Raw genomic sequence first — 24,846 nt, 5'->3', positions numbered from 1 at the left:
GCAGATCAGCCGTCCAGCGGATGGGTGATCAGCGCCAGCATGGCCGCCTCGTCGATCACCGCCACACCCAGAGCCTGGGCCTTTTCGAGCTTGCTGCCGGCCTCGGTGCCGGCCACCACGTAGTCGGTCTTCTTGCTGACCGAACCGGCCACCTTGGCGCCGGCGGCTTCGAGCAGGTCCTTGGCCTGGTCGCGGCTGAGCGTGGGAAAGGTGCCGGTGAGCACGAAGGTCTTGCCCGCCAGCGGCTTGGGCGCGCGGGCCTCGGGCTCGCTCTCGTCCCAGTGAACGCCACAGGCGCGCAACTGCTCCACCACTTCGCGGTTGTGCGGCTGCTCGAAGAATGTCCGGATGCTTTGCGCCACCACGGGACCGACGTCGTTGACCTCCAGCAGTTGCTCGACCGACGCGTCCATGACCGCATCGAGCTGGCCGAAATGGCGCGCCAGGTCCTTGGCCGTCGCCTCGCCGACGTGGCGGATGCCCAGACCGAAGAGAAAGCGCGCCAGCGTGGTCTGCTTGCTCTTTTCCAGCGCCGCCAGCACGTTCTGCGCCGACTTGTCCGCCATGCGGTCCAGCGCGAGCAGCGCCGTGAGGCCCAGGCGGTAGAGGTCCGGCAAGGTCTTGACCACGCCGCTGTCCACCAGTTGCTCCACCAGCTTGTCGCCCAGGCCCTCGATCTCCACCGCGCGGCGCTGCGCGAAGTGCAGGATGGCCTGCTTGCGCTGCGCGCCGCAGAACAGGCCGCCGGTGCAACGGTGGTCGGCCTCGCCCTCCTCGCGCACGGCCGCGCTGCCGCAGACGGGGCATTGCGAGGGCATGGTGAACGGCGGCGGGTCGCCCAGGCGCTTCTCGGGCAGCACCGAGACCACCTCCGGGATCACGTCGCCCGCGCGTCGCACCACCACGGTGTCGCCCACCCGCACGTCCTTGCGCCGGGCTTCCAGCTCGTTGTGCAGCGTGGCGTTGGTCACCGTCACACCGCCGACGAACACCGGCGCCAGCTTGGCCACCGGCGTGAGCTTGCCGGTGCGGCCCACTTGCACGTCGATGGCGAGAACGGTGGTGAGCTGCTCTTGCGCCGGGTACTTGTGCGCCACCGCCCAGCGCGGCTCGCGGGTGACGAAGCCGAGCTGCTTCTGCAGCGCCAGGGAATTGACCTTGTAGACCACGCCGTCGATGTCGTAGGGCAGTTGGTCGCGCGCGGCACCGATGCGCTGGTGAAACGCCACCAGTGCGTCGGCACCCTGGCACAGCGTGGTCTGCTCGGCCACCGGGAAGCCCCAGGCCTTGAGCCGCATGAGCCAGTCGAACTGCGTGGCGGGTGGGTTCTCGTCCCCCAGGACCTCTCCCCATGAATAGGCAAAGAAGCTCAGCGGTCGCTCGCGGGTGATGCCGGAGTCCAGTTGCCGCACCGCGCCGGCGGCCGCGTTGCGCGGGTTGACAAAAGTTTTTTCACCCTTGGCTCCGGCGGCGATCCTGGCGCGCTGGCGTTCATTGAGCGCCTCGAAGTCGTCCCGGCGCATATAGACCTCGCCGCGCACCTCCAGCACCGCGGGCACCGCGCCGTCGATGCGCAGCGGAATCTGGCCGATGGTGCGCACGTTGTGGGTGACCTCCTCACCGGTCTCGCCGTCACCTCGCGTGGCCGCGCGGACCAGCACACCCTGTTCGTAGCGCAGGCTCATGGCCAGGCCATCGAACTTGAGTTCGGCCAGGTAGTCCACCGGTGGGTCGCTGTCGCCCAGGCCCAGTTCTCGGCGCACGCGGGCATCGAATGCCACTGCGCCGCTGGCCTCGGTGTCGGTCTCGGTGCGGATGCTGAGCATGGGCACCATGTGCCGCACCGGCGCCAGTGCCTTGAGCACCGCGCCACCTACGCGCTGTGTTGGCGAGTCCGGGGTCTGCAGCTCGGGGTGCGCGGCCTCGATCTCCTGCAGCTCGCGGAACAGGCGGTCGTACTCGGCATCCGGAATTTCCGGCTCGTCGAGCGTGTAGTAGCGGTAGGCGTGGTGGTGCAGTTGGGCGCGCAGTTCGGCGGCGCGATCGGCCGGCGAGGGACCGGCGTCAAAGAGATCAGGGGTCATGAAAACAGGCGTCTGGCCTGGGCAGAGCCGGCCGACAGGTCGCGGCTGTCCAGCGCGTCGTACAGGCTTTCGAGGTCGGCACCAATGCGGTCCATGGTCTCCGGGGAGAGCGGCTGCCCGGCGTCGTCGGTGACCACGCCCTCCATGACCTCGGCCAGCGCGGTGGCCACCTGGCGCATGCGCAGGAACGGCTGCTCGCTGCGCGGCACATGGGTCACTTCCAGGGACAGGTTCACTTCGCGCAGGGCGCTCTGCTCGGGATCCTCGGCCATGGCGGCCTGCGGGTCAAAGGCCAGGCTGAGCACCGCCGCATGCCCGCTGTGCAGACCGGGCAGCACCATGCGCCCGGGCAGCGCGCCGGCCACGAAACCCTGGCGCGAGGCGTGCTGCGCCACATAGCCAGGGCTCCAGGCCGCACGGCGCGCACGCAGGGTGAAGCCCAACTGGGCGTCGTGGCCGCTGGCGAAGGCGTCCAGTTCACGCGCCCGGGCCACCTCAGCCCGCATGTCCGGGAAATCCGGCGTGGCACCCACCAGATCGGCGAAGGCCTGGGCCTTCACCACGAATTCGGAGAACTCGATGTCGTTGAGCGGACCGGACCGGTTGGCCAGTTGCACGCCGGCCTGCAGACTGCGGTAGCGTTGACCCGGGCGCGGACTCTCCCACTCGCCACTGGCCTCCACCAGGCCTTCGACGGCGAACGGCTTGCTGCCCACACGGCGCGTGCCGGGCAGCGCAGCGAGCACGGCATCGCCGGAGACCTCGTGCTCGAGTTGCAGCGGTGCGATCACGTCGATCAGCGCATCCAGACCGGGTTTGCGCTCGGGTTGTGCCATCAGCGGGTTCACGCTGACCTCGGCGATCGCCGCGGCCACAGTGGCGGGCTCGGGCGGTGCAGGCGCGCCCGGCAGATCGCCCAGCACCGGGTCGATGCGCTGGATCTCGTGTTCGGTGAGGTCGGCGGCGGTGTACGGCAGGGTCTCGTCGCCGGCCGCGTCGTCGGCGTGCGGGCTGCCGCGCTCGCGCGCCGTGCGTGGCACGCTGCGGCCCGTGACCCAGGCGTTGTAGGCCACCACGCCGGCCAGCACCAGCCCTCCGATGATGGCCAGGCCGATTTGCAGAGTGCTCATGATGTGCTCGTTCCTTCGCTCAGGTCGGCTCCAGCATGCCGGCGGCGGACTCCATGTCCACCGCGACGATGCGCGAGACGCCCTGCTCCTGCATGGTCACGCCGATCAGTTGCTCGGCCATTTCCATGGCGATCTTGTTGTGGCTGATGAACAGGAACTGGGTTTCCCGGGACATCGCCGTCACCAGCTTGGCGTAGCGCTCGGTATTGGCGTCGTCCAGCGGCGCGTCCACCTCGTCCAGCAGGCAGAACGGCGCCGGGTTGAGCTGGAAGATGGCGAACACCAGCGCGATCGCGGTGAGGGCTTTCTCGCCGCCCGAGAGCAGGTGAATGGTCTGGTTTTTCTTGCCAGGTGGCTGCGCCATCACCTGCACGCCCGCGTCCAGGATCTCCTCGCCGGTCATCACCAGCTTGGCGTTGCCACCACCGAACAGCTCCGGGAACATGCGGCCGAAATGGGTGTTGACGGTCTCGAAGGTACTGCCCAGCAGTTCGCGCGTCTCGTTGTCGATCTTGCGGATCGCGTCTTCCAGCGTGTTCATCGCATCGATCAGGTCGGTGGACTGCGCGTCCAGGAACGTCTTGCGTTCTCGCGCGGCGGTGAGCTCGTCCAGCGCCGCCAGGTTGACCGCCCCCAGCGACTGGATCTCGCGGTGCAGGCGGTCGATCTCGCCCTGCAGCCCGGCCAGGCGCACAGGGCCTTCGGCGATGCCCTGGGCCAGCACGGCCAGGTCGGCCTGGGCTTCGTCCAGCAACTGGCTGTACTGCTCCACCCCCAGGCGCGCGGCCTGCTCCTTGAGCTGGAACTCGGTGATGCGCGAGCGCAGCGGGTCGAGTTCGCGCTCCAGCTGGAGGCGGCGCTCGTCGCTGGCGCGCAGCTTGGCGGTGAGGTCGTCGTACTGGCTGCGCAGCGCGCCCAGGGCCTGCTCACGCTCCAGCTTCATGGCCAGCGCATCCTGCAGGCCGGCCTGGGCCGCGGCATCGGTCAGGCGGGACAGCTCCTCGCTGGCGCGCTGCTGCTCTTCGGACAACGACTTTTCCTGCGAGGCGGCGGTTTCCATGGCGCGCTGCAGTTCGCCCTGCCGTGCCTGCAGGCTGCGCAGTGCGAAGGTGGCCTCCTGGGCGCTGCGCTCCAGCGCGCGCTGCTGTTCGCGCGCGGCATTGAGCGCGCGCTCGGCCTCGATGACCTTGTCGTCGAGCTGGGCGTGGCGCTCCTGGCTGTCGGCGAGCTGCATGTCCAGTTCCTCGAAGCGCGCCTCGGCCGTCACCTGCCTCTCCTGCAAGGCTTCCAGTTGCGCATCGACCTCGGCCAGGTCGGCGCCGATCTGTTCGCTGCGCGCCCGCGTCTGTTCGGCCAGTTGGGTCAGGCGCAGGGTTTCCACCTGGAGTTCGTGGGCACGGCTTTGCGCTTCGGCCGCCTCGCGGCGGGCCGATACCAGGCGCTGCGAGGCGTCGGTGTAGGCCGCCTCGGCGCGGATCAGGGCGGCACGGGCCTGCTCGGCGATCAGAGCCTGGGCCTTGAGCTGTTTGTCGATGTTCTCGATCTCCTGTGCCCGCGCCAGCAGTCCGGCCTGCTCGCTGTCGGGCGCGTAGAAGCTCACGCTGTGCGCCGTGACCACGTGGCCGCTGGGCACATGGATGGCCTCGCCCGGGGCCAGCCGCTCGCGCTGGGCCATGGCCTCCTCAAGCGTGGCCGCCGTCAGGCAACCGTGCAGCCATTCGGCCAGCAGCGCCTGCTGCGCGGCGTCGTTCAGGCGCAGCCAGCTCGCCAGCGGACGCAGGCCGGTGGCGCTTTGCGCCGTCGACGCTGCGGCAGCCGGCGGGCTGTAGAACGCCAGCTTGGCGGGCGGAGCGTCCTGGCCGAAGGCACGCACCATCTCCAGGCGCGACACCTCCAGCGCACCCATGCGCTCGCGCAAGGCGGCCTCCAGGGCGTTTTCCCAGCCGGCCTCGATATGGATCCGGCTCCACAGGCCCTGCAGGCCATCCAGCCCGTGCCGGGCCAGCCAGGGCTTGAGCTTGTCGTCCGTCTTGACCTTGTCCTGCAGCGCCTTGAGCGCCTCCAGGCGCGCCGACAGGTCGGCCTGCCGGGCGGACTCCTGGTTCACCGCCTGCTGCGCGGCGCGGCGGGCTTCGTCCAGTGCCGGCACGCTGTCCTGCAGCTCGTGCAGCACGGCGTCCAGCGTCTCGGCGGTTTCCTGGGCGCTGGCCAGTTGGGCCTGTGCGTTCTGCAACCGCGCCTCATCGGGCGCTGCCAGCGCGTTGCGGTCGGCGCTCAGGCGTTCGCGGCGCTGGCCGAGCGCGCGGCTTTGCTCCTGCACATTGCGCTGCTCGGCGGCCAGCACCTGGATCTGCTGCTGCACCTGCGTGACGCTGGCGCGCTGCTCGTTGGCGCGGGCCTGGGCCTGGCGCAGGCTGTCCTCCAGCGTGGGCAACGCGCCGGACTGCTCCTCTCCCTGCGCCGCCAGCACCACGGACTGCTCCTCCGCCTGCACCATGGATTCGGCAAGCTGCTCCAGCTCGACCGCCGCGTCCTGGCTGCGCGTCGCCCAGGACGCCAGTTGCTCCTTGAGCTGGACCAGGCGCTGCTCGACACGCTGGCGCCCTTCGACCACGAAGCGGATCTCCGCTTCCAGCTTGCCAACCTCGGCACTGGCCTCGTAGAGCTTGCCCTGGGCCTGGTTGACCTGGTCGCCGGCCGCGTAGTGGGCCTGGCGGATGGTTTCCAGCTCGGCTTCCACGCGGCGCAGATCGGCGGTGCGCGACTCCAGGTCGTTCACCGCCTGAGCGGCGTCGTTCTTGACCCGGACCTGATCGGCCTCGGCTTCGGCGCGCTTGAGGAACCAGAGCTGGTGCTGCTTGAGTGTGGCGCTGGCCTGCAGGCTGTTGTAGCGCGCCGCCACCTCGGCCTGTTTCTCCAGCTTGTCCAGGTTGGCGTTGAGTTCGCGCAGGATGTCCTCGACGCGCGTCAGGTTCTCCCGCGTGTCCGCCAGGCGGTGGGCGGTTTCGCGGCGGCGCTCCTTGTACTTGGACACACCCGCCGCTTCCTCCAGGAACAGGCGCAGCTCCTCGGGCTTGCTCTCGATGATGCGGCTGATGGTGCCCTGGCCGATGATGGCGTAGGCGCGAGGCCCGAGGCCGGTGCCCAGGAACACGTCCTGCACGTCACGCCGGCGCACCGGCTGGTTGTTGATGTAGTAGCTGCTGGTGCCATCGCGCGTGAGCACGCGCTTGACGGCAATTTCGGCGAACTGGCCCCACTGGCCACCGGCCCGGTGGTCGGCGTTGTCAAACACCAGTTCCACGCTGGAGCGGCTGGCGGCCTTGCGCGAGGTGGTGCCGTTGAAGATCACGTCCTGCATGGACTCGCCGCGCAGTTCGGACGCCTTGGACTCGCCCAGCACCCACCGCACCGCGTCCATGATGTTGGACTTGCCGCAGCCGTTGGGACCCACCACGCCCACGAGTTGGCCCGGCAGCATGAAGTTGGTCGGTTCGGCGAAAGACTTGAAGCCGGAGAGCTTGATCGAGTTGAGGCGCACGCTGCGGGCTCCCTTGGCAAGGCCAAGTGATTGAATTCAAAGGCAATTTCACCGCAACGGGCACGGTGGAACGGGTCTTGATGATACCGTGCGGCACGCCCGGCGCAGCGCCGCCGCGCACTCAGAGGGTGACGGCCTGTATCCTCCGTCGCCGGCGGCACCTGCCCCGATAATCCTCTGCCATGAACCCTCTGCTCTCGCGCCTGCAGCCCTATCCTTTCGAGCGGCTGCGCCGGCTCTTTGCCCACGTCACACCCAACCCGGACCTGCGCCCCATCAGCCTGGGCATCGGCGAACCCCGCCACGCCACGCCGGATTTCCTGAAAAAGGCCCTGGCCGACTCGCTGGATACCAGCCTGGCCGGGTACCCAGCCACCGTGGGCGAGCCGGCCATGCGCCAGGCCTGCGCGGCCTGGGTGCAGAGCCGCTATGGCGTGTCCATCGACCCGGCCACCCAGGTGCTGCCCATCAACGGATCGCGCGAAGCGCTGTTCGCCTTCGCGCAGACGGTCGTGGACCCGACGCAGGCCGGTGCCACCGTCATGGTGCCCAACCCGTTCTACCAGATCTACGAAGGCGCGGCCCTGCTCAGCGGGGCCGAACCCTACTACGTGGCCAGCGACCCGGCACGCAACTTCGCCACCGACTGGGACAGCGTGCCCGAAGCCGTCTGGGCCCGCACGCAACTGCTGTATGTCTGCTCACCCGGCAACCCCACCGGCGCGGTCATGCCGCTGGAGGAATGGCAGCGCCTGTTCGCCCTCAGCGACCGCCATGGTTTCGTGATCGCCTCCGACGAGTGCTACAGCGAAATCTATTTCCGCGACGAGCCGCCGTTGGGCGGACTGGAGGCCGCACAGCGCCTGGGCCGCAGCGGTTTCCCGCGACTCATCAGCTTCACCAGCCTGTCCAAGCGCAGCAACGTGCCCGGCCTGCGCAGCGGCTTCGTGGCCGGCGACGCAGACCTCATCAAGGCCTTCCTGCTCTACCGCACTTACCACGGCGGGGCCATGAGCCCGGCCGTGCAGGCCGCCAGCATCGTGGCCTGGGGCGATGAGGCGCATGTGGTGGACAACCGCCGCCTGTACCGCGAGAAGTTCGCCCAGGTCACGCCCCTGCTGGCGCAGGTGCTGGACGTGCGCCTGCCCGATGCCGCCTTCTACCTCTGGGCCGGCGTGCCGCAACGCTTCGCCCAGGCCCAGCCCGGCGTGAGCGCGGACGAAGCTTTCGCCCGCGCACTGCTGGCTCAATACAATGTCACGGTCTTGCCCGGCAGCTACCTGGCGCGCGAGACCGGTGGCATCAACCCGGGTACCGGCCGGGTGCGCATGGCACTGGTGGCCGAAACCGCCGAATGCCTGGAAGCCGCCCAACGCATCGTGCAGTTCTGCCGGGAAACCGCCTGAAGAACCGCACGCCGAAAGCGTCCCCTACACCCAACGCCCAACGCTCAACACAGAACCCGCCCCAGCAACATGACCCAACAACTGCAAACCCTGATCGACAACGCCTGGGACAACCGCGCCGAGCTCTCGCCTGCCTCCGCCCCCAAGGAAGTCACGGATGCCGTCGAACACGTGATCGCCGAACTCAACAACGGCAAGCTGCGCGTGGCCACGCGGCAGGGGGTGGGCCAGTGGACCGTGCACCAGTGGGTCAAGAAGGCCGTGCTGTTGTCCTTCCGCCTCAAGGACAACGAGATCGTGCGTGCCGGCGATCTGGGCTTCTACGACAAGGTGCAGACCAAGTTCGCCCACCTCAGCGAGGCCGAGATGAAGGCCACCGGCGTGCGTGTGGTGCCGCCGGCCGTGGCCCGGCGCGGCAGCTACATCGCCAAGGGCGCGATCCTCATGCCCTCTTACGTCAACATCGGCGCCTACGTGGACGAAGGCACCATGGTCGACACCTGGGCCACCGTGGGCTCCTGCGCGCAGGTCGGCAAGAACGTGCACCTCTCCGGCGGCGTGGGCCTGGGCGGCGTGCTGGAGCCGCTGCAGGCCAACCCGACCATCATCGAGGACAACTGCTTCATCGGCGCGCGTTCGGAAATCGTCGAAGGCGTGATCGTGGAAGAGAACTCCGTCGTGTCCATGGGCGTCTACATCGGCCAGAGCACCCCCATCTACGACCGCAGCACCGGCGAAGTGAGCTACGGCCGCGTGCCGGCCGGTTCGGTGGTGATCAGCGGCAGCCTGCCCAAGGACGACGGCAAGTACAGCCTGTACGCGGCCATCATCGTCAAGCGCGTGGACGCCCAGACCCGCGCCAAGACCAGCCTGAACGACCTGCTGCGGCCGTGAACAAGCCCACCCCCGTCGTCTGCCCACGGCGCGTGGCCGCATCTCCTCCCAAGGGGACCGCGCCAGCGGCGGGGCAAGGCCGGTTCCGTGGCGTGCCAAGGTACAACTTCCCCTGACGAAAGGACGGTCATGAGCAGCGGAACGATGGAGCGCATCCTGCGCCTGATGGCGGACAAGAAGGCCTCGGACGTGTACCTGACGGCGCATGCGCCGGCGATGATCAAGATCAACGGCCAGACCATCCCCATCAACAGCCAGGTGCTGCCAGCCGACGCGCCGCGCAACCTGCTCGCCGAGATCGTGCCGCCCACGCGCATGGAGGAACTGCACGAGACCGGCGAGCTCAACATGGCCGTGCCGCTGGAAGGCGTGGGCAACTTCCGTCTCAGCGCCTTTCATCAGCGCAGCCACACGGCGGTGGTGATCCGCTACGTGCCGGCCGACATTCCTCCGCTGGACACGCTCAACGTCGCGCCGGTGCTGGCCGACCTGGTGATGGAAAAACGGGGCCTGGTGCTGATGGTCGGCGCCACCGGCGCGGGCAAGAGCACCACGCTGGCGGCAATGATCGATCACCGCAACCAGCTCAGCACCGGCCACGTGCTGACGATCGAGGAACCGATCGAGTACTTCTACCGCAACAAGAAGTCGGTCATCAACCAGCGCGAGATCGGTTCGGACACGGCCTCGCTGCAGATCGCGCTGAAGAACGCGCTGCGCCAGGCGCCGGACGTGATCCTGATCGGCGAGATCCGCGACCGGGAGACCATGTCGGCGGCCATTGCCTACGCGCAGTCGGGCCACCTGTGCCTGGCTACGCTGCACGCCAACAACAGCTACCAGGCGCTCAACCGCATCCTGAGCTTCTACCCGGTGGAGGTGCGCCCCACCCTGCTGGGCGACCTGGCCGCCGCGCTGCGGGCCATCGTCTCCCAGCGGCTGCTGCGCACCCACACCGGCGGGCGCGTGCCGGCGATGGAGGTACTGCTCAACACCTCGCTGATCGCCGACCTGATCCAGAAAGCCGACTTTTCCGGCGTGCGCGAAGCCATGGAAAAGTCCCTGGCCGAGGGCTCGCAGACCTTCGAGCAAGACCTGGCGCGCCTGATTACGGTGGGCCTGGTCTCCCGCAACGAGGGTCTGGCCCACGCCGACTCGCCCAACAACCTGCTCTGGCGCCTGCAAAACGACTTCACCGGCCTCAAGCCCAGCGAGACCACCGTGGCCGAAGAGGAAAACAGCGACGCCGCCACCTTCACCGAATTCACGCTGGACGTGAAGTTCTGACCCGCCTGCGATGACCGCCACCCTGCGCCTGACCGAACAGCTGATCGCCCTGCCCTCCGTGACCCCGCGTGACGAGGGCTGCCAGGCGCTGATCGCCGCGCGCCTGGCGCCGCTGGGTTTCCGCTGCGAAACGCTGTCCAGCGGGCCGGACGACTTCCGCGTCACCAACCTCTGGGCGCGGCTGGGCACCGGCCAGCGCCCGACGCTGGTGTTTGCCGGGCATACCGATGTGGTGCCCACCGGCCCGCTGGAAGCCTGGCAGAGCGACCCCTTCCTTCCCAGCCACCGCGATGGCCGCCTGTACGGGCGCGGCGCCAGCGATATGAAGACCTCGCTGGCGGCCATGGTGGTGGCCTGCGAGGAGTTCCTGGCCGCCCAGCCCGCGCCGGCCATCGACATCGCCTTTCTGCTCACCAGCGACGAGGAAGGCCCGGCCGTCGATGGAACCGTGGTGGTGTGCGAAACCCTGCGCCAGCGCGGCGAGCGGCTGGACTGGTGCATCGTGGGTGAACCGACGTCGGTGGAGCGCAGCGGCGACATGATCAAGAACGGGCGGCGCGGCACGCTCAGCGGCAAGCTCACCGTCAAGGGTATCCAGGGCCACATCGCCTACCCGCACCTGGCCCGCAACCCCATCCACCTGGTGGCACCGGTGCTGGCCGCGCTGGTGGCCACCACCTGGGACGCAGGCAACGACTTCTTCCCGCCCACGAGCTGGCAGATCAGCAACATCCACGGCGGCACCGGTGCCAGCAACGTCATCCCCGGCAACGTGGTGATCGACTTCAACTTCCGTTTCTCCACCGAGTCCACACCCGAAAGCCTGCAGCAGCGCGTGCACGCCATCCTGGAGGCGCAGGGCCTGGCGCAGGGCACCGACTACGACCTGGCCTGGACGCTGGGCGGACGGCCTTTTCTCACCACGCCGGGCACGCTGGTCGACGCGGTGCGCCAGGCGATCCTGGACGAAACCGGCCTGCAGACCACGCTTTCCACCACTGGCGGGACCAGCGATGGCCGCTTCATCGCCCAGGTCTGCCCACAGGTGATCGAGTTCGGCCCGCCCAACGCCACCATCCACAAGATTGACGAGCACGTCGCGCTGGCCGACATCGAACCGGTGAAAAACATCTACCGGCGCACGCTCGAACAGTTGTCCGCCAGGGCGGCCGCCCATGCTGACTGAGGTGTCCGTCGTGATCTCCTTCGCCGAGTTGCTCGACCAAGCCAGCCAGCGCCTGGAAGCCGCCCGGCTGTCCTACGGCCACGGCACGACCAACGCACGCGACGAAGCCGCGTGGCTGGTGCTCTGGCAACTGGGCCTGCCGCTGGACAGCGACCTCGACGCCCTGGCGCGCCGCCGCGTGGGCCACGAGGAACAGGCCGCCGTGCGGGCCCTGGTCCAGCGCCGCATAGACACCCGCGAGCCGGCCGCCTACCTCACCCATGAAGCCTGGCTGCAAGGCGTGCCCTTCTACGTGGACCGGCGCGCCATCGTCCCACGCAGCTTCATTGCCGAACTGCTGGCCGAAGGGGCCATCGATCCCTGGCTGGACGAGAACAGCCGGGACGTGCTGGACCTCTGCACCGGCAACGGCAGCCTGGCCGTGCTGGCCGCCATGGCGTATCCGGACGTGCGGGTCACTGGCGCCGACATCTGCGCCGAGGCCCTGGAGGTCGCGCGCATCAACGTCGACCGCCATGGACTGCAGGATCGCATCACCCTGGTCGAATCCGACGGCCTCGCGGCCTGCCCCGGCCCGTGGGACCTGATCCTGTGCAACCCACCCTACGTCAATGCACAGAGCATGGCCGACCTGCCACCCGAGTACCGCGCCGAACCCAGCCTGGCGCTGGACGGAGGGGCCGATGGCATGGACTTCGTGCGCAAACTCCTGCGCGACGCCCCCGCACGGCTCAAACCGCAAGGTGTGCTGGTGCTGGAGATCGGCAACGAACGCGAACACTTCGAGAACGCTTTTCCGGAACTGGAAGCGATCTGGCTTGACACCAGTGCCGGCGAGGACCAGGTACTCCTGCTGACCCAGGAGAGCCTGCTCGCGCTCGCCGCGCCGCACACCCCTTCCCCATGATCACCCTGAAGAATGTGGTCCTTCGCCGAGGGGCGAAGGTCCTGCTCGATGGTGCGTCCTGCACCATCAACCCCGGCGAAAAGGTCGGCCTGGTCGGCCGCAACGGCGCCGGCAAATCCAGCCTTTTTCGCCTGCTCGACGGCACGCTGCACGAGGACAAGGGCGACTTCTCCGTGCCTGCGCACTGGCGCATGGCCCAGGTCGCACAGGACATGCCGGAGACCGACATGCCCGCCACGCAGTTCGTCATCGAAGGGGACGTCTCTCTCATGCACGCCCGGGCCGAGGTACAGGCTGCGGAAGACAGTGGCGATGGCGAGCGCATGGCGCACGCCTACATGGCCTTGCACGATGCCGGCGAGCACGATGCCGCCGCGCGCGCCCAGGCCCTCATCCTGGGCCTGGGCTTTCGAACCAGTGAGCTGGAGCGCCCTGTCGACAGCTTTTCCGGCGGCTGGCGCATGCGCCTGCAGCTCGCACGCGCGCTCATGTGCCCGAGCGAACTGCTGCTGCTCGACGAGCCCACCAACCACCTGGACCTGGATGCCCTGGTCTGGCTGGAGGCCTGGCTCAAGCGCTACGAAGGCACGCTGCTGGTGATCAGCCACGACCGCGAGTTCCTCGACGCGGTCACCGACGTCACCCTGCACATCCACGGCGCGCAACTCACCCGCTACGGCGGCAACTACAGCCGCTTCGAGGACATGCGCGCCGAACAGATGACGCTGCAGCAGGCGGCCTTCGAGCGCCAGCAGGAAAAAATGGCGCACCTGCAGAAATTCATCGACCGCTTCAAGGCCAAGGCCAGCAAGGCCAAGCAGGCCCAGAGCCGCGTCAAGGCACTCGAACGCATGGAAAAAATCGGTCCGGTGCTGGCCGACGCCGAGTTCAGCTTCGAGTTCGCCGAACCCCAGAGCCTGCCCAACCCCATGCTGGCCATGGCCGACGTGGACTTTGGCTACCCCGCAGCCGAGCCCGGGGGCGAACCCGCCACCATCGTGCGCGGCGTCAGCCGTTCGGTGCTCGCGGGCCAGCGCATCGGCATCCTGGGCGCCAACGGCCAGGGCAAATCGACCGTGGTCAAGACCATCGCGCGCGACCTCACGCCACTGGCCGGCCAGATCACCGAAGGCAAGGGCCTGAACATCGGCTACTTCGCCCAGCAGGAGCTGGACGTGCTGCGACCGGCCGACACACCGCTGGAACACATGATCCGGCTGGCGAAGGACTGCACGGCGCAAGGCCGGCTCGCCGGCCAGCCCACGCGCGAGCAGGACCTGCGCAACTTCCTGGGCAACTTCAACTTCGGTGGCGACCAGGTCAAGCAAGCCGTGGGCAGCATGAGCGGCGGGGAGAAGGCTCGCCTCGTGCTGTGCATGATCGTCTGGCAGCGCCCCAACCTGCTGCTGCTGGACGAGCCCACCAACCACCTCGACCTGGCCACGCGCGAAGCGCTGTCCGTGGCGCTCAATGAATTCGAAGGCACGGTGATGCTGGTCAGCCACGACCGCGCCCTGCTGCGCGCCGTTTGCGACGAGTTCTGGCTGGTCTCGCGCGGTGGCATTGCCCCCTTCGACGGTGACCTCGACGACTACCAGCGCTACCTGCTGGACGTGGCGAAGCAGCAGCGCGAAGCACAACGCCAGGAGCAGCGTGCACCGCAAACCGCGGCACCACCGGCCCAGGCCCCCGAGCGCAAACGCCAGGACGCCCAACGCCGCCAGCAGGCCAACGAAAAGACCCGGCCGCTGCGCAAGGAGCTGGAGCACACCGAACAGCGCATGGCCGAACTTGGCCAGGAGAAGGAGCGGCTGGAACGCGCCATGGGCGAACCCATGAGCCCTGCCGAGATGGCCGATGCCGGCCGCCGCCTCAAGGCCGTGAACGAAGAGAACGACGCGCTGGAGAGCCGCTGGCTGGAGCTGCAGGAAGCCATCGAAGCCAGCAGGGCCTGAGCACGGATTCGTGCCCTGGGGTATCCTGCCGGCAGCCAGGGCCGCCGCGGCCTCGGTACCCTCACCATCAGGAAGGACCCCTCAGATGATGTCGATCATTGCGACCCTGTTCATCGGTCTCATCGCCGGCTTCATTGCCCGCGCCATCAAACCCGGCGACGACAGCATGGGCTGGATCATGACCGCCGTGCTCGGTGTGGCCGGCTCCTTCGTCGCGGGCTACCTCGGCGCCGCGCTGGGCTTCTACCAACCCGGTGAACCGGTGGGCTTCATCGCCTCCGTGGTCGGTGCGATCATCCTGCTGGTGCTCTACGGGCTGATCAAGAAAAAATGATCAAGGCCGGCACTTGACCAGGTAGGCCCCCTGCACCACAAGGTAGCGGTCTGCCTGCGCCGCCGGCAGGGGCACCCGCTCGAAGTTGCTGGAAAGGCCCCGCTCCTTCCAGTCTGGAATGGCCCGGTAGGCGCGCCCGCCCGGCGCCAGCGGTGGAACCATGGGCCCGAGCACGGGATTCACCGCCAGGCGATCGTTGTCACCCGCATCGTCGACCCGCAGGCGCACCACGGTACCGCCCTGCCCCTGCTGCCCTGCAGGCAGCAAACCCAGGCTGGGCCACCAGCCATCGGTCATCATCGCGCACTGCACACGCACCAGACGCCCCGCCGCGACATCGGCCTCGGTGACGCCGGCCGACTGCACACCGCGCCGCTCTGCCGGGTTGAGCCCACGGCCTTCCTGCCGCCACTCGGCCAGAGTCACCACGGAGCTCACCTCCACCACAGCCTCCCCGCCCCTCGGCGGCGAAGAGGCGCAACCCCACAGGGCGGCCGAAACGGCGAGGGTCGATGCAAACAGGCGAAGCGGCATGCGGCGGATTCATGGCCGCGCAGTGTAGCGCCGGGGCACACACGCACAAAAAAGCCCGCGGCCAGTGGCTGCGGGCTTTTTCATCCCCGAAGGGTGTCTGGTAGGACGTGAGGGATTCGAACCCACGACCAACGGATTAAAAGTCCGCTGCTCTACCAACTGAGCTAACGTCCCGACAAAATGCAAGGCCTTGCGGGTGACACAAGGCCTTGAACAAACCGGTGGTGGGGCGTGAGTGACTCGAACACTCGACCTACGGATTAAGAGTCCGCTGCTCTACCAACTGAGCTAACGCCCCCGGATCGGCGTGCAGACCGGCCTTTGAAGCCGGTTGACGCGAAGCCTCAGATTATAGCGTCATTGAGGACGTCTTCTCTGGCTTCATGCGCTTTTTTGAACGATCGGTGGCCAGAACATCAAGCACCCAGCCTGCCGCGCACAGGCCGAAAGTGGCCGTGACACTGACCACCGAGCCGTAGCCATGGCAGTTCAGCGAGCCGTCGCCACCGCCGTCCACGCTGCAGGATGCATCGGGCGGCGCCACGGGCTCGCGGCTGAAGACACAGGCCACGCCCATACGGCCTTCGCGGGCGCCGCCATGCTGCTTGCGCAGGCGGTAGCGCAGTTGCGCAAGCAGCGGGTCGTGCGTGGTGTCCGCCAGGTCGGCCACCTCCACCTGCTGCGCCAGGCGCTTGCCACCGGCCGCGCCCACGGTGACGAACGGCACGCGCCGCGCCAAGGCCCAAGCGGCCAGCGCAGTCTTGGCCTTGACCTGGTCGCAGGCATCGATGAGGGCGCCGGGCAACTGACCAGCCATGTCGGGCAGCGCTTCCAGCAAGGCGGGCCAGTTGTCGGGCGTGACGAAATCGTCGACCACATCGACCTGGCAGCCCGGATGGAAGAGCGCGATGCGGTCCCGCATGGCTTCGCCTTTGGCCTGCCCCAGCGTGGGATCCAGGGCGTGTATCTGGCGGTTGATGTTGGATTCGGAAACGTGGTCCAGGTCCACCAGGGTGAGGCGGCGCACGCCGCTGCGCGCCAGGCCTTCGGCGGCCCAGGAGCCCACGCCGCCAATGCCAACCACCACCACATGGGCGTCGAAAAGCCGCTGTGCGCCCTCGACGCCATAGAGGCGCCGCAACCCGCCGAAGCGGCGTTCGAACAGCTCCTGGGTGCCGTTCACTCCCGCTCCAGCAGCCACATCTGGAAGCGGAAGCCGCCAATGGCGCCGAGCACGATGCCCGTGACGGCGATCGCACTGGTGAGACTCAGCGTGGACAGGCCTGATAGGCCCTGGCCCACCGTGCAGCCCATGGCGGTCACGCCGCCGATGCCCATGAGTGCGCCACCGACCAGGTGCAGTGCGGTGTCCTGCGTGCTGCGGAAACCCTCCCAGCGGAAGCTGCCCTCGATCAACGCACTGACCCAGGAACCCACCACCACGCCGGCGACGGTGACCACCCCGAAGGTCAGCAGCTTGGAGGTGTCGCTGAAGAAGATCACCCAGTCCAGCGCGTAGGCCATTGGCGCGGTGAAGGTGAGGGACTCCATGCGGCCGGAATTGGAGCCGAGGTAGACCGCGTCCAGGGTTTCCGGATGCTCTGCGACGAAACCCATGTGGCCGCTGACCCACCACATGGCCACGATGACGAGGCCGATACCCAGGCCCGCGAGCAGGTTGTTGAAGCTGCGGAACTCCGGCCCCAGCAGCGCCCAGACGAGCAGCGCGCCACCCAGCACCAGCGCCGCCAACAGACCGGCCAGTGCAGGATCCAGTCCCAGTCCACTGGAAAGCCACATCGGCAACGCGCCACCCGCGGGAAGCTCGAAGGCCACCTGGTCCACGGTGTTGACGCGCAACACCGCGGTCACGCCACGCAGCGTGGCGAAGGCGGCGAAACCCATGACGAAAAACACCACCAGCGACTTGAGGCTGCCCGAGCCTATGCGCACCAGGGTCTTGCTGCCGCAGCCCGAGGCCAGCACCATGCCCAGGCCGAACAGAGCGCCGCCGAGCAGCGCGGAGAGCCAGATGATGCGGCCACTGGTGTAGATGGATTTGCCCGCATCGATCCAGCCCAGCCAGGCCATGCCGTAGAACCCGATGGTGGCCACGCCGACCGCCATGCCCCACATGCGCATGCGCGTCCAGTCGCCCATGTTGACGATGTCGCTGATGGCACCCATGGTGCAGAAATGGGTGCGCTGGGCGATGAAGCCGAAAGCGACGGCCACGGCGAAGGCGGCCCAGAGTACCTGGGTCTGCAGTTTCAGGAGGTCGGCGATGTCCATAAGGCCGCCATTGTAAGGAGCGGCCCAGTCACCCACGGCCAGCCAGGACGGCCGTCCGTGGCGTGGTCACGGGCATTCAGCGCAGGCGGGCGAGCCGTTCGCGTGCGGCGGCTGCCGCTTCCGAGTTCGGGTAGGCCTTGTTCAGGTCTTCGAGCGTCTTGCGGGCTCCACGCGCATCCTTGAGTTCGATCTGGCTGTTGGCCAACGCCAGCATGGCCTCCGGCGTGCGCAGGTGGTCGGGGAACTCCCGGATCAGGCGCCGGTGCGTGTCGGCCGCTTCCTTGTAGGCGCGCGCGGCGTACTGGGCATTGCCCAGCCAGTACAGCACCGACGGCGTGTAACCGCTGGCGGGATAGCGCTGCATGAAGCCGTTGTAGGCGGTGGCCGCCTGCGCAAACTCGGACTTGCGCAGCAGATCCATGGCGGCATCGAAGTCGCGCTTTTCTGCCGGCGCGGCGTTGAAGGTCTGGCCCTCGTGCTCGACGCGCAAAGGCTCCACCTTGCGCAAACGCTCGTCGATGCCGGACTGCACGTCCTTTTGCAGGCGCTGCAGTTCCGACACTTCACGCGCAAGCTGCTCGTTCTGACCGCGCAGGCGGGCCAGTTCACCACGCAACTGTTCGATCTGGTTGGACAGATCCAGCAGGCTGCGGCGCATGGCCGCGGCGGACTCCCGCGACTCGGCGCTGGCCGCATCGGCATCCTGGCGGTTCTTGTCCACCTTCTGGCGCAACTCGATGATCGCCTTGCGGGCTTCGTCGTCCCCAAACAGGGCGTGCGCCTGCAAGGGCCACAGCGCCGAGAGCGCCAGTGCCAGCAGGCCGAACCGTGAACAGACAGCGGTGGTGGACATGTCAGCGGTAGGTCAGCTCGACGCGGCGGTTCTTGGCGTATGCGGCTTCATCGAAGCCGGTGACCGCAGGCTTCTCCTCGCCGAAGCTCACCGCCTCCATCTGCGCCTCGCTCACACCCAGCAGGCTGAGTGCGCGGCGCACGGCTTCCGCACGCTTCTGGCCCAGAGCCAGGTTGTACTCGCGACCACCGCGCTCGTCGGTGTGGCCTTCCAGGTTCACGCGGCGGGTGCGGTTGGCGTTGAGGTAACGGGCGTTGGCTTCCAGCAGCGCTGCGGCCTCGGGCTTGACGTCGAAGCTGTCGTAGTCGAAATAGACCACACGCTTGAGCGCATCGGGCTGGGCAGCGTCTGTGCCCCCCACGGACACGCCGGAGACGCCCCGCTGGTCGACCGCTCCGCCCTGGCCGCCGGCCCCTCCCGCGGCGCCGGTGGCCGTCCCCGCGCGGTCTTCCACCGGCACGTCGTCCAGCTTGACGCCGGAACTGCAGGCCGCCAGCGCGGCCACCAGCCCCAGGCCGGCGATCAGGCGCAACCAGCGCCGGGTGAGTCGTTCACGGGAGACGGGCAGATGGGTGTTGGACATGAGAGGATCCTTGGAGGTATGGGATGGGGTTGAAGGCAGAAGAAAAACGGATCGGTGGCGAAGACAGACGCCTCAGCGCAGGAAGGGGCCCCACTCGGGCTCACGGATGTCACCCTGGGCACCGGCCAGCCGGGTCTTGATGCGGCCGTCGACGGTGGTTGTCATCAGGGCTTCCTGACCGCGGTCACGCGTGGCGTAGATGATCATCCGGCTGTTGGCGGCGAAACTCGGGCTTTCATCGGCGCTGGCCTCGCTCAGCGCGGTCACGGAGCCGCTGGCCAGGTCCATCACATGCAACCGGAACGCGCCATTGATGCGCGAGATGAAGGCGAGCCAGCGGCCGTCCGGACTGGGCGCGGGCGAAATGTTGTAGTTGCCGTTGAAGGTCAGGCGCTGGGCGGCCCCACCCTGGGCGCTCATCCGGTAGATCTGGGGCGAGCCGCCGCGATCGCTCACGAAGTAGATGTTCTTGCCATCGGCGCTGAACACCGGTTCGGTGTCGATGCTGGCGGTCTGGCTGAGCCGGCGCGGCTCACCTCCCGCGGCGTCCATCAGGTAGATCTGGGTGTTCCCCGACAGGGAAAGCGTGGCCACCACCGAACGCCCGTCGGGCGACCAGGACGGCGCACTGTTGGAGCCCTTGAAATTGGCCAGCAGCCGGCGCTTGCCAGAGGCCACGTCGTGCGCATAGATGACGGGCTTGCGGGCCTCGAAGGACACGTAGGCCAGCTGGGCGCCATTCGGTGCCCAACTGGGCGAAATGATGGGTTCCGGGCTGGTGAGCGCGGCTCGCGCGTTTTCGCCATCGGCATCGGCCACCCACAGGTTGTAGCGAGGACCGTTCTTGGTGACGTAGGCGATGCGGGTGGAGAACACGCCTTTGACGCCGGTGATCTTTTCGTAGACCTGGTCGGCGATGCGATGTGCCGCGAGGCGCAGGTCCTGAGCCCCCACGGGGTAGCTCAATCCCCCGAGGTCCGCGGCGCGCACCACGTCCCACAGGCGGTAGCGCACATCGAAACGGCCATCGGCCAGCCGGGTCACGCTGCCTGTCAGCAGCGAGTCGGCGCCCCGGTCGCGCCAGGGCGCCAGATCCGGCCGCGAAGTTTCGTCCAGTCCTGTGCTCACCGGCTCGACAAAGCGGAACTGGCCGCTGCGCTCCAGGTCTGCGCGCACGATGGCCGCGATGTTCTCGCTGGCCACGTCGTTGCCACGGAAGCCCACGGCCGAGATCGGGTACTGTGTGAGTCCCACGCCCGAGACCTCCACACGGAACTGCGCGTGCGCCGCGGACAGTGGCCAGGCCAGCAGAGGCAGGGAGGAAACAAGGCCGAGAACATGTCGTCTCGGCAGGGGGGCCAGCATTTCGGGTCGGGTCAAATCCAGCATCCTGTAGGTGTCGCTTGTTCTGGCTTGTAACGCCGGCGGGTGGGGCCGGGTCCAACCAACTGATAATAACGGAGGGTTAACCCCCGCCCGTGACAAGATGTGTGTGCACAGCCCGCCGCCGGGGAGTCTTCTGGCTGCATGATCCCGCCGGGCCCGCATTGTTCCGCCGATCTGCGCGAAATCCCGAATTGACCCGCACTTGACCGACTCCGACACCTCGAACAAGCCGCTGGACGGCACCCTGGCTCAGCGACTGCGCCGCCTCTGGCCATTCTTCCGTTCGGCCAAGACCGGCATCGTGCTGGCGGCCGTCAGCACCGTGGTGGGCGCGCTCACCGAGCCCATGATTCCGGCCTTGCTCAAGGCCCTGCTGGACGAGGGCTTCACCGAAGGCGCCATTCCCCTGTGGGCGGTGCCGGTCGCGTTGATGGGCCTGTTCGGCATTCGCGGCATGGCCACCTTCGTGGCGCAGTACACCTTGTCCTACACCGCCAGCCTGGGCCTGCTGAACCTGCGCCGGGCCATGTTCGCCAAGCTCAACGATGCGCAGATGACCCTGTTCTCGCGGCAAAGCGCGAGCAAGCTCTCCAACACCCTGGTCTACGAGGTGCAGAACGGCTCGCAGATGCTGGTCTCGTCCATCCTCACGCTCAGCAAGGACAGCCTGACCGTGCTGGCGCTGCTGGGCTATCTGTTCTACCTGAACTGGGGGCTCACCCTGATCGTGCTCACGGTCTTCCCAGGCCTCATCTACATGATGCGCGTACTCTCGCGCCGCCTCTATCAGCTCACGCGGGACAGCCAGCAGGCCACCGACGAACTGGCCTACGTGGTGGAGGAAAACGCGCTGGCTCACCGTATGGTGCGTCTGCACGGCGCTCAGCAGCGCCAGGCCGAGCGTTTTGACGGCCTCAGCGTGGGCCTGCGCCGCCTGGCGCTGAAATCCACCGTGGCGATGGCGGCCATGACACCGCTGACGCAGCTGCTGGCCTCGGCGGCACTCTCGGCGGTGATCGCGGTCGCGCTCTGGCAGAGCCACTCCGCCGGCGTGACGGTCGGCAACTTCGTCGCCTTCGTCACCGCCATGCTGATGCTGATCACGCCCATCCGGCACCTGGCCGAGATCACGGCGCCCATCACGCGGGGCCTGGCGGCACTGGAGCGAGGACTGGAGCTCATCGAGCACACACCGGCACAGGCGGGAGGCAGCCACACGGCGCAGCGTGCCCGCGGCGATATCGAGTTGCGCGAGGTGCGGGTGCGCTATCCAGCCAAGGACGCAGCCGGCGAACCGAGCGAGGCGGCCGACCACAGCCGCACCGCGCTGCGTGGCGTCTCACTGCACATCACCCCCGGCGAGGTGCTGGCCCTGGTCGGCCCTTCCGGTTCGGGCAAGACGACCCTGGTGAACCTGCTGCCGCGCTTCGTGGAGGTCGACCAGGGCGAGGTGCTGCTGGATGGCACTCCCCTGCCCGACTGGGATCTGGCCAGCCTGCGGCGACAGTTCGCCATGGTGAGCCAGGACGTGGTCATGCTCAACGATTCGCTGGCGGCCAACGTGGCACTGGGCGCAGCGGCATCGGAGATCGACGCCGAGCGCGTGCTGGCCGCCTTGGTCTCGGCCAACCTGGGAGACATGGTCGAGCGCCTGCCCCAGGGCATCCACAGCACCGTGGGACACAACGCGGCCGAACTCTCCGGTGGCCAGCGCCAGCGCCTGGCCATCGCCCGGGCCATCTACAAGGATGCGCCCATCCTGATCCTCGACGAAGCCACCTCGGCGCTGGACAACGAGTCCGAACGCCTGGTGCAGGAGGCGCTGGCACGCCTGATGAAGGGCCGCACCACGCTGGTCATCGCGCACCGCCTGTCGACCATCGAGCACGCCAACCGCGTGGTCGTGCTGGCCGAAGGCCGCATCATCGAGCAGGGCACCCACACCCAACTGCTCGCGGCAGATGGGCTGTACGCACGGCTGCACGCCCAGGGGCTGGGCATCGACCGCTGAGCCCCGCCCCCGCCTTCTGCCCAACCGCCTGACACACCCCCTTACAGCAGGACGATGTCGTACTGCTCCTGCGTCATGGAGCTTTCGCTCTGCAGCGAGATGGGCTTGCCAATGAAGTCCGACAGACCGGCCAGGTGGGCGCGCTCCTCGTCCAGAAACAGCTCGATCACCTTGGGCGAGGCGACCACGCGGAACTCCCGCGGGCTGAAGGCCCGGGCCTCACGCAGAATTTCCCGCAGGATGTCGTAGCAGAGGCTGCGCGCGGTCTTCACCACGCCACGCCCCGAGCACGCAGGACAAGGTTCACTGAGCATGTGGGCCAGCGACTCGCGGGTGCGTTTGCGTGTCATTTCCACCAGGCCCAATTGGGAGAAGCCACCGGTCATGGTCTTGACCCGGTCGCGCGCGAGCTGTTTGCGGAACTCGGCAAGCACCGACTCGCGGTGGTCGTCGCGCGCCATGTCGATGAAGTCCACGATCACGATGCCGCCCAAGTTGCGCAGGCGAAGCTGGCGCGCGATGGCCTGCGCCGCTTCCAGGTTGGTGCGAAACACCGTGTCGTCGAAATTGCGCGCGCCGACGAAGCCGCCGGTGTTGACGTCCACTGTGGTCAGTGCCTCGGTCTGGTCGATCACCAGATAGCCGCCGGACTTCAGGTCTACCCGCCGGCTGAGCGCACGCACGATCTCCTCGTCGATGTTGAACAAGTCGAAGATCGGTCGCTCGCCACTGTAGTGCTGCAGCTTGGCCACCGTGTCGGGCATGAATTCGGCCGCGAACGAGCCCAGCAGTCCGTGCTGCTCGCGCGAATCGATGCGGATGGATTGCGTATGCGCGCCCACCAGATCACGCAGCACGCGCTGCATGAGGTTGAGGTCCTCGTGCAGCAGCGTGGCTGGGGGTTGGCGCGTCGCGGCTTCCTTGATGCGCAACCAGGTCTTGCGCAGGTAGGCGGTGTCCTCGATCAGTTCCTCGTCGGTCGCATCCTCGGCGTTGGTCCGCAGAATGAACCCACCTGAGGGACTGCCATCCGGCAGGGCCGTCAGGCGCATCAGGCGTTGACGCAGGGACTCGCGCTGGGCCGGCGGAATCTTCTGCGAGACGCCGATGTGGTTGTCCTGTGGCAGAAAAACCAGCAGACGGCCGGCAATGCTGATCTGCGCGGTGAGGCGGGCGCCCTTGGTCCCTATCGGGTCCTTGAGGACCTGCACCATGAGCGACTGGCCCTCGAAGATCTGTCGCTCGATCGGCAGCACCGGGTTGGGTGTGAGCACCTTGGCCGCTCCGGCAGGTGGCCCTGCAGCGTCGGGCAGCGGAGCGGGCGCCGCGGCGGCCTTCTCGCGTGGGCCAGCGTGCTTCGCCGCGATGTTCGGCATCAGGTCGGCCACGTGCAGGAACGCCGCGCGGTCCAGTCCGATGTCGATGAAGGCAGACTGCATGCCCGGCAGCACGCGCGAGACCTTGCCCAGGTAGATGTTGCCCACCAGACCCCGCTCGAGCGTGCGCTCTAGGTGCACCTCCTGCACTGCGCCCTGCTCCACCACGGCCACGCGCGTCTCCTGCGGGGACCAATTGATCAGAATGTCCTGGCTCATCGCTTGGCTGTCTCCGTGATGTGTGTTCTGGCGCGAGGAGCCGGTGTCAGCCCAGCCGCACGCCGGCCGAGGCCAGCACCTGCGCAGTCTCGTGCGCGGGCAGACCCATGATGCCCGAATAACTGCCGCTGATGTGGCGAACCCAGAGCGCCGCGCGGCCCTGTATGGCGTAGGCGCCGGCTTTGCCCATGGGCTCGCCGCTGACGACATAACGGGCAATGCGCGAAGCCCCCACGGTCTCGAAGGTGACCCATGACCTGGACAGCGCCGCCCAATGCCGGTCGACATGCCGTCCGGCCACACCGACCGCGACCGCCGTGAGCACCCGGTGGCGCTGGCCGGAGAGGCGGGCCAGCATGCGCCGCGCCTCGGCGGCATCGGCCGGCTTGCCCAGGATCTGCCGCCCCAACGCCACCGTGGTGTCCGCACACAGCACCGGCGCGCCGGGCAAGCCCCTGCGCTTGAGGCGCGCCAGAGCGGCATCCAGCTTGAGCCCCGTCACCCGCTGCACATAGGTCGCAGGCGACTCGCCCGGCCGAACCGCCTCCAGCGCCTCCACATCCTCCCACGCGTCGGGCAGCAACAACTCGCAACGCACCCCCCACTGCTCCAGTAGCTGCAGGCGACGCGGACTCTGAGAGGCCAGGTAGATGAAATCAGGCATGGTCGGCAGATCAAACCTCCGCGAAGCGGAGAAACGTGTGAGGCAAACCGGCCGCCGCCGGGCCGCTCCCAAGACGGCCCAGCCCCCTTGGGGGGCAGCGACCCGCGAAGCGGTGGAGCGTGAGGGGCAAACCGGCCGCCGCCGGGCCGCTCCCAAGGCGGCCCAGCCCCCTTGGGGGGCAGCGACCCGCGAAGCGGTGGAGCG

At 68.0% G+C, this 24,846-nt stretch carries 19 protein-coding genes and 2 tRNA genes; 8 read left to right on the top strand and 13 right to left on the bottom strand.

What is annotated here, in order from left to right:
* Positions 1-5 precede the first annotated feature (5 nt).
* From ligA to smc, 3 genes are read right to left on the bottom strand one after another with little or no spacing between them, the layout of a single operon-like run.
* On the bottom strand, positions 6-2,084 hold the full coding sequence (gene ligA, locus KIT53_RS01305) for an NAD-dependent DNA ligase LigA (protein WP_297746363.1): 2,079 nt from the start codon (positions 2,082-2,084) through the stop codon (positions 6-8).
* Entirely contained in the window at positions 2,081-3,214 is a 1,134-nt protein-coding gene (locus KIT53_RS01300; RefSeq protein WP_297746360.1) for a cell division protein ZipA C-terminal FtsZ-binding domain-containing protein, read from the bottom strand. Before KIT53_RS01300 ends, ligA begins: the two co-directional genes overlap by 4 nt.
* A 19-nt stretch (positions 3,215-3,233) precedes the next feature.
* Positions 3,234-6,755 carry a chromosome segregation protein SMC gene (smc, locus tag KIT53_RS01295; RefSeq protein WP_297746357.1) on the bottom strand — a complete coding sequence of 1,174 codons (3,522 nt, stop codon included), beginning with the start codon at positions 6,753-6,755 and terminating at the stop codon, positions 3,234-3,236.
* A 182-nt stretch (positions 6,756-6,937) separates the two neighbouring features.
* On the opposite strand from smc, the gene dapC reads away from it, so the two are divergent.
* From dapC to KIT53_RS01260, 7 genes are all read left to right on the top strand, one after another.
* The gene (gene dapC / locus KIT53_RS01290) at positions 6,938-8,161 is read left to right on the top strand and encodes a succinyldiaminopimelate transaminase (protein WP_297746354.1); all 1,224 of its coding nucleotides are present in this window, start codon (positions 6,938-6,940) and stop codon (positions 8,159-8,161) included.
* A 69-nt stretch (positions 8,162-8,230) separates the two neighbouring features.
* Positions 8,231-9,055, top strand: coding sequence for a 2,3,4,5-tetrahydropyridine-2,6-dicarboxylate N-succinyltransferase (dapD, locus tag KIT53_RS01285; protein ID WP_297746351.1), 825 nt, complete (start codon positions 8,231-8,233; stop codon positions 9,053-9,055).
* 129 nt (positions 9,056-9,184) lie between these two features.
* A complete protein-coding gene (locus KIT53_RS01280) occupies positions 9,185-10,342 on the top strand; it encodes a PilT/PilU family type 4a pilus ATPase (protein WP_297746348.1) in 1,158 nt (385 codons plus the stop codon).
* Positions 10,343-10,352: 10 nt separating this feature from the next.
* Entirely contained in the window at positions 10,353-11,528 is a 1,176-nt protein-coding gene (gene dapE / locus KIT53_RS01275) for a succinyl-diaminopimelate desuccinylase (RefSeq protein WP_297746344.1), read from the top strand.
* Positions 11,518-12,435: a 50S ribosomal protein L3 N(5)-glutamine methyltransferase gene (prmB, locus tag KIT53_RS01270; protein ID WP_297746341.1), complete on the top strand. Its 918-nt coding sequence runs from the start codon at positions 11,518-11,520 to the stop codon at positions 12,433-12,435. The genes dapE and prmB overlap by 11 nt, the downstream gene beginning before the upstream one ends.
* Positions 12,432-14,390, top strand: a complete 1,959-nt coding sequence (locus KIT53_RS01265) for an ATP-binding cassette domain-containing protein (protein ID WP_297746338.1) — start codon at positions 12,432-12,434, stop codon at positions 14,388-14,390. The genes prmB and KIT53_RS01265 overlap by 4 nt, the downstream gene beginning before the upstream one ends.
* 85 nt (positions 14,391-14,475) lie before the next feature.
* The gene (locus tag KIT53_RS01260; protein WP_297746335.1) at positions 14,476-14,724 is read left to right on the top strand and encodes a GlsB/YeaQ/YmgE family stress response membrane protein; all 249 of its coding nucleotides are present in this window, start codon (positions 14,476-14,478) and stop codon (positions 14,722-14,724) included.
* Here the strand turns inward: KIT53_RS01260 and KIT53_RS01255 are convergent, their stop codons facing one another.
* From KIT53_RS01255 to tolB, 8 genes are all read right to left on the bottom strand, one after another.
* Positions 14,725-15,153 carry a hypothetical protein gene (locus KIT53_RS01255; RefSeq protein WP_297746332.1) on the bottom strand — a complete coding sequence of 143 codons (429 nt, stop codon included), beginning with the start codon at positions 15,151-15,153 and terminating at the stop codon, positions 14,725-14,727.
* A 203-nt stretch (positions 15,154-15,356) separates the two neighbouring features.
* Positions 15,357-15,432: transfer RNA gene (locus KIT53_RS01250), tRNA-Lys, on the bottom strand.
* A gap of 48 nt (positions 15,433-15,480) precedes the next feature.
* A tRNA-Lys gene (locus tag KIT53_RS01245) sits at positions 15,481-15,556 on the bottom strand.
* A gap of 51 nt (positions 15,557-15,607) precedes the next feature.
* A complete protein-coding gene (locus KIT53_RS01240) occupies positions 15,608-16,441 on the bottom strand; it encodes a tRNA threonylcarbamoyladenosine dehydratase (RefSeq protein ID WP_297746329.1) in 834 nt (277 codons plus the stop codon).
* Positions 16,438-17,550, bottom strand: coding sequence for a YeeE/YedE family protein (locus KIT53_RS01235; RefSeq protein WP_297746326.1), 1,113 nt, complete (start codon positions 17,548-17,550; stop codon positions 16,438-16,440). Before KIT53_RS01235 ends, KIT53_RS01240 begins: the two co-directional genes overlap by 4 nt.
* Before the next feature lie 76 nt (positions 17,551-17,626).
* Positions 17,627-18,403, bottom strand: a complete 777-nt coding sequence (gene ybgF, locus KIT53_RS01230; protein WP_297746323.1) for a tol-pal system protein YbgF — start codon at positions 18,401-18,403, stop codon at positions 17,627-17,629.
* A gap of 1 nt (position 18,404) precedes the next feature.
* Positions 18,405-18,986: a peptidoglycan-associated lipoprotein Pal gene (gene pal, locus KIT53_RS01225; protein WP_297746320.1), complete on the bottom strand. Its 582-nt coding sequence runs from the start codon at positions 18,984-18,986 to the stop codon at positions 18,405-18,407.
* Positions 18,987-19,058: 72 nt separating this feature from the next.
* Positions 19,059-20,351, bottom strand: a complete 1,293-nt coding sequence (gene tolB, locus KIT53_RS01220) for a Tol-Pal system beta propeller repeat protein TolB (protein WP_297746928.1) — start codon at positions 20,349-20,351, stop codon at positions 19,059-19,061.
* A 223-nt stretch (positions 20,352-20,574) separates the two neighbouring features.
* Between tolB and msbA the strand changes: the two genes are divergently transcribed.
* On the top strand, positions 20,575-22,383 hold the full coding sequence (msbA, locus tag KIT53_RS01215) for a lipid A export permease/ATP-binding protein MsbA (RefSeq protein WP_297746317.1): 1,809 nt from the start codon (positions 20,575-20,577) through the stop codon (positions 22,381-22,383).
* A gap of 41 nt (positions 22,384-22,424) precedes the next feature.
* Here msbA and KIT53_RS01210 read toward each other — a convergent pair whose 3' ends face one another.
* Complete coding sequence (locus KIT53_RS01210) at positions 22,425-23,978, bottom strand: Rne/Rng family ribonuclease (RefSeq protein ID WP_297746315.1); 1,554 nt, start codon at positions 23,976-23,978, stop codon at positions 22,425-22,427.
* Between the two features lie 46 nt (positions 23,979-24,024).
* On the bottom strand, positions 24,025-24,642 hold the full coding sequence (locus KIT53_RS01205; protein ID WP_297746311.1) for a Maf family protein: 618 nt from the start codon (positions 24,640-24,642) through the stop codon (positions 24,025-24,027).
* Positions 24,643-24,846: the final 204 nt, after the last annotated feature.

It is taken from the genome of Hydrogenophaga sp. (genome assembly GCF_026125785.1).
In the GTDB taxonomy this organism is placed as follows: domain Bacteria; phylum Pseudomonadota; class Gammaproteobacteria; order Burkholderiales; family Burkholderiaceae_C; genus Hydrogenophaga.
Note: the sequence above shows the minus strand (reverse complement) of the source record. Positions and strands in the feature narration are given on the sequence as shown.

Coding starts and splice junctions, on each gene's coding strand:
- KIT53_RS01210 (WP_297746315.1), bottom strand. CDS start 23,978: ATGAGCCAGGACATTCTGATCAATTGGTCCCCGCAGGAGACGCGCGTG.
- KIT53_RS01265 (WP_297746338.1), top strand. CDS start 12,432: ATGATCACCCTGAAGAATGTGGTCCTTCGCCGAGGGGCGAAGGTCCTG.
- KIT53_RS01280 (WP_297746348.1), top strand. CDS start 9,185: ATGAGCAGCGGAACGATGGAGCGCATCCTGCGCCTGATGGCGGACAAG.
- dapE (WP_297746344.1), top strand. CDS start 10,353: ATGACCGCCACCCTGCGCCTGACCGAACAGCTGATCGCCCTGCCCTCC.
- dapD (WP_297746351.1), top strand. CDS start 8,231: ATGACCCAACAACTGCAAACCCTGATCGACAACGCCTGGGACAACCGC.
- pal (WP_297746320.1), bottom strand. CDS start 18,986: ATGTCCAACACCCATCTGCCCGTCTCCCGTGAACGACTCACCCGGCGC.
- KIT53_RS01235 (WP_297746326.1), bottom strand. CDS start 17,550: ATGGACATCGCCGACCTCCTGAAACTGCAGACCCAGGTACTCTGGGCC.
- KIT53_RS01260 (WP_297746335.1), top strand. CDS start 14,476: ATGATGTCGATCATTGCGACCCTGTTCATCGGTCTCATCGCCGGCTTC.
- ligA (WP_297746363.1), bottom strand. CDS start 2,084: ATGACCCCTGATCTCTTTGACGCCGGTCCCTCGCCGGCCGATCGCGCC.
- tolB (WP_297746928.1), bottom strand. CDS start 20,351: ATGCTGGCCCCCCTGCCGAGACGACATGTTCTCGGCCTTGTTTCCTCC.
- dapC (WP_297746354.1), top strand. CDS start 6,938: ATGAACCCTCTGCTCTCGCGCCTGCAGCCCTATCCTTTCGAGCGGCTG.
- ybgF (WP_297746323.1), bottom strand. CDS start 18,403: ATGTCCACCACCGCTGTCTGTTCACGGTTCGGCCTGCTGGCACTGGCG.
- prmB (WP_297746341.1), top strand. CDS start 11,518: ATGCTGACTGAGGTGTCCGTCGTGATCTCCTTCGCCGAGTTGCTCGAC.
- KIT53_RS01205 (WP_297746311.1), bottom strand. CDS start 24,642: ATGCCTGATTTCATCTACCTGGCCTCTCAGAGTCCGCGTCGCCTGCAG.
- KIT53_RS01300 (WP_297746360.1), bottom strand. CDS start 3,214: ATGAGCACTCTGCAAATCGGCCTGGCCATCATCGGAGGGCTGGTGCTG.